This window comes from Oleiphilus sp. HI0132 (assembly GCF_001635845.1).
The window spans coordinates 1-755 of record NZ_LWGJ01001774.1 but is presented as its reverse complement, the minus strand read 5'-3'; the positions used below and the strand labels follow the sequence as shown (position 1 = coordinate 755).

1 protein-coding gene is annotated in these 755 nt (G+C 45.7%); it reads right to left on the bottom strand.

The window, feature by feature from the left end:
- Window positions 1-755 (bottom strand): SMP-30/gluconolactonase/LRE family protein (locus tag A3766_RS26980; RefSeq protein WP_068643338.1); only part of this gene is annotated, 755 nt, incomplete at both ends.

The following is a 755-nucleotide window of genomic DNA, read 5'->3' as shown; positions in this document are numbered from 1 at the left end:
CTCAAAGACTTTCGGATGACCGGCTGTGAGCAGGTGTTGATCATCCAACCACTCAAGATTATCAACAGCCATGGGGATGTAAACCGTATCAATTAAGTGCCAGGACAGCATATCCTGTCCTTTCATATAGCGAGACACTTGATTCGCTGTGGTTTCAGCTACAAACAGGGTTTTCTGGTCTGCAGACAAAGTCACCCCATTCGTATAACGAAGGCCATCGATCACTGTATGCCCCTGCTCTCCATCAAAATATACCAGCGAAGACAACGCCAGCCCGGCATAGTCCTCTACAATCTCCATCACGCTATGACGCGGGTTGCCATGATCGTTTGATACAAAGAAACGGTCTTTCCCCACAACAGCGATATCATTAGGCGAGATTAACTCTGGAAATGGAATACGTCGGCGTAGCTTTAAGTTACCATCAGGAAGAATGCTAAATACATCAATCTCATGTGTCTGCATATCAAGATGATTTACCGCATAGAGCTCTATCGCCTTTCCCTGAACGCCATCTTGTTGTTCAAAGCGCAGAGCAATTCCATGAGGATGAAAAGCCCCTTTCATTTTGACCATCAACTGCTTTGGTTTCGAGTTTGGATCACTGAGATCCAGAGTCCAAATACCACCGTTTTCATAGGACTTTAAGTCTTTATCCAAAAAAGCCTGGCGACGGTCATCGGCTGAAATATAAGCCAGCTTTTGCACTCGATCGACCGTGATATCCTCTGCTCCAATAGGACCTGCTAGCTTTT